This is a genomic window from Synechococcus sp. H60.3 (assembly GCF_047462295.1).
Classification (GTDB): Bacteria; Cyanobacteriota; Cyanobacteriia; order Thermostichales; family Thermostichaceae; genus Thermostichus.
Window position 1 is genome coordinate 1 of sequence record NZ_JANSIY010000181.1, and the last position, 2,995, is coordinate 2,995.

2 protein-coding genes are annotated in these 2,995 nt (G+C 54.5%); one reads left to right on the plus strand and one right to left on the minus strand.

Annotation, left to right across the window (positions count from 1 at the left end; translation table 11 throughout):
• Positions 1-250 precede the first annotated feature (250 nt).
• Positions 251-724, plus strand: coding sequence for a hypothetical protein (locus tag NW841_RS12515; protein ID WP_414386686.1), 474 nt, complete (start codon positions 251-253; stop codon positions 722-724).
• A 4-nt stretch (positions 725-728) separates the two neighbouring features.
• On the opposite strand, the gene NW841_RS12520 is transcribed toward NW841_RS12515, so the two are convergent.
• Complete coding sequence (locus NW841_RS12520) at positions 729-2,843, minus strand: DEAD/DEAH box helicase (RefSeq protein WP_414386688.1); 2,115 nt, start codon at positions 2,841-2,843, stop codon at positions 729-731.
• Between the last annotated feature and the right edge of the window lie 152 nt (positions 2,844-2,995).

The following is a 2,995-nucleotide window of genomic DNA, read 5'->3' on the forward strand; positions in this document are numbered from 1 at the left end:
ATGATTTTCCTTTGATTGCCGTAAGGCGTTGAGCACATCAAGCCTGCTGGGGGAGCACCGGTCATAGTGTATGATTTTCCTTTGATTGCCGTAAGGCGTTGAGCACTTGTGTTACTCTGGGGTCTCCGCAGAGTGACTGCCATGATTTTCCTTTGATTGCCGTAAGGCGTTGAGCACGTCGACTGGCTGGCGCGGCAGGTCTCCGGAACACTATGATTTTCCTTTGATTGCCGTAAGGCGTTGAGCATTTTTGAAAGGAAAGCTTCAGGAAGAGGAAGCGGGCGATGGAACTGATCCTCAAACCCATTGTGAGTTGGGATCCCAGATCCGATCTCAGCAAGCATGGCTGGCGCAACTGCGTGCAGAAGAGCAAAATCTAAAAGCCTCAATAGAAGATTTGCAAGCCAAAAAACAGAAGCTTGTTCAATACTTGAAAGAGGGCGCTGCCAAACTCGATCAGCTCCGCTCACAAGGGGATCTTTTGGCCCAAGAGATTGCCCGCCTCAATCAAGTTCGCCAAGCAACAGGCTCTGGCAACTTTGCCGCCCACCCGTCTGGGTTTGGAAAGGGATTCAGCTCCACTTCTACCACCAAAGCTGCTGCCACCTCCGCTTCGGCCAACACCTACGACGCAATTCTTGCAGCCATTGAGGAGAAGGTGAACGACCTAGACGACATGGCAAAAGCGATGACAGAGCTGGGCTCGCTTGAGGGCAGACAGTAATTCTTCAAGCACCTTCCAAGTCCAGATCCACCTCATGAACCCGCCGCAGGGATCCCTTGTTAAAAGCTGGGAAGCGTAGGTAGGGGTACTGCTCCTTGGCCTGCCGCAGCTCTTGGAAGGCGGGGGCCAGTTGATCTTTGGGGGAGATCCCTGTAACCACACACCAGATCTTGGTGCGTGTCAAGGCCACAAAAGCTTGATTGCGCCGGCGCAGTTGCTCCTCTACACTTAGCCCCGGCTCGGTGGCGTTTTGAAACTGGCAGACGTAGACTTTCCAAGCTTCGTTGCCCTTGGCCCGGAAGATCCCCGACAGGGTGACGTGCCCCGGCAAGCGGAAAATATCCCGATCGGCATCTTCGCCAGCAATGAGGGCGCTAATTCCTCTTTGTTTGAGCCTGGCCTTTAGGCTTTCCCAGTAGGGTCTGCTCCCTCTGAAGCTGGCTACACTTGTAACTAGAAGATCTTCCGGCCGGAAACTCCACTGCTTCAGGTCGCGCTCGATCTGTTGGGCAATCCAATTCTGCTCCTCTTCCTCAGAAGGAAAGGTACGCCAGACCAGCAGCGACTGGGGATCCACCTTGGGCTCAAAGCTTTCTTGATCGACGGGGTGGCAAGCCTTGCGGGTGAGGGTAATTGGGGATCCAGGCTTACGAAAATCACCTTCTATCACTTCGTAACCCAAACCTTCCCACTGGTCTTTTTGAGTAACCCCCTGCAAAGGCTGGCCTCCACGCAAAAGACCCATGTTGATGGCATGGGCAGCCATGAAGATGATGTTTGGAGTGCGGTAGCAATGACGCAGTACGATGGCTCGCCCTCCCAACCGCACTTTGGGTTTGCCCGTCTCGTCGCGCCCGAATAGCTCGGCTGCCCCTGGCACTGTCAACGAGCCAATGCCCTGGGCTTCGTCATAGGCCCAGTAGAGCCGCTTGGGATCCCGTAAAGTTTGATAGGCTAAACGGTAAAAGGCAGGCGGCAAATCTTGACCTTCATCGATCAAGATGGCGTCAAAAAGTTGAGGGATTTCCTTGGCTTTCTCTCCTAACTCTTGGCAGACGTAGTCGAAGGGCTCCGTTGTCTTGTCGTTCTTAGCCCCTAGCTCTGCCCTTGCTTGCTCCAAGCTTTTGGGCAGCAAGCCACATTCTTGGGCGAGCAAGCGATAGAACCCAAGCTGATCCTGGGATCCCCAGGCATGCATCACCTGAATCCTTTCCCAATTTGGCTCGATGTCAAACTTACTCTGACAGACTTCTGAGATTTGCCTGCGAATTTGCTCATAGAGAGAGCGGGTGTAGAAAACTACGGCGATCTTCCAATCGGGGTGGTCGGCGTGGATCTTGGCTGCCCTGCGAGTCAAGACTACGGTTTTGCCCGTCCCCGCCAGGCCCCGCAACCGCTGCGGCCCCTCAGGATATTGGGTGGCAATTTTGCGTTGGTCTTCATCGAGTTTGAAGATCCCTTCTTGGACGCGCCGGATCACCGCCTGCGGATCGTAGTCATATACTGGGTCTTCGCCGGGATCCCCCAGCCCTATCCCCAACGTTTTGAGGATCACTTCCCATTCTGTGGCGTTGAGAGGAGCGCCATTGACCTGCTTGGCCGCATACAGTGTTTGCCGCAACTGCTCTGGGTTTTCCAAATCATCCGCAAAAAGCAGCGCGCCGGTAAAAGGGGGATCCCCGAAGCGCTCCTGCCATTCTTGTCGCTGAATGCGAGGCAAAGCTAGCCGATATTGCCAGGCAACGCGCGCCTGGAGAGGCCGAGTTTCCAGATTTTGCTGCAGCCAATTCTTAATCTGAAACATTTGATTATCGGCCTGCGCCAGAGGGGTTTCGGTTTCCCTGTGCCACTCGCGCATGCGCCACTCGCTGCCGTCGATGGCCTCGATATTGTAAAGGTTGTAGCCCTTACACTCGAAAATCCAAAAGCCCAGTTCAAAATGAATCAATAGAATGTCGGGCTTGGCCTTGAGGTGACCCTGAGGGTCATAAATGCTGAACTGATGGAGGAGGTAGCCGGGATCAGAGGCCAGGGCTTGCCGCAGCGCATTCCAAACCGTCGCCTCTGCAGCTATTCCTGGCAAGCTGTCGTCCAGAGCGCCGTCGGGTTGAAAGTGCATGGGGGATCCCTCATTTTCCAACTTGAACCCAGTGTACAACAGGAAACCTGAGCTCTTGGGGAAGGATCCAGGGCCCTTAACGTAAGGTGCGGAATTCCCCACCCGGGTGGGGATGGATAGCACCCTCTGACTGATTCTGGATGTATTGCTTC

Bases quoted from the DNA above. Each gene is read 5' to 3' on its own strand.
- NW841_RS12520 (WP_414386688.1), bottom strand. From the start codon at position 2,843: ATGCACTTTCAACCCGACGGCGCTCTGGACGACAGCTTGCCAGGAATA.